Source organism: Salinivibrio costicola subsp. alcaliphilus (genome assembly GCF_001996185.1).
GTDB lineage: Bacteria > Pseudomonadota > Gammaproteobacteria > Enterobacterales > Vibrionaceae > Salinivibrio > Salinivibrio costicola.
This window is the reverse complement of record NZ_MUFR01000229.1, coordinates 1-221: the sequence shown is the minus strand read 5'-3', so window position 1 is coordinate 221 and position 221 is coordinate 1. Positions and strand designations below refer to the sequence as shown.

At 50.2% G+C, this 221-nt stretch carries 1 pseudogene; it reads right to left on the bottom strand.

The annotated features are described in order from the left end of the window. Positions 1-9: 9 nt before the first annotated feature. A pseudogene (locus BZJ21_RS16580) lies at positions 10-221 on the bottom strand (hypothetical protein); the annotation flags it as partial.

The window sequence follows — 221 nt, the reverse complement described above, 5'->3', positions numbered from 1 at the left end:
GAGCTATGGTCAAATCTGGTGTATGGCATCCAAAGCTGTGTCCTGCTGATCTCCCTCAGGCTCGCGAACACCATCTCGGAATTTTACCCCTTTGATAACGTCCGCGAGCAGTGTAAATCCTCTCAGTCTTCGCCAATTTGCCTCGGCAGTTCTCATCAGTTTGCAGGCCATTGAGAGCGTAGTTTTCCGGCTACCACAACTCTTCGTCTTGTTGGTTCTCA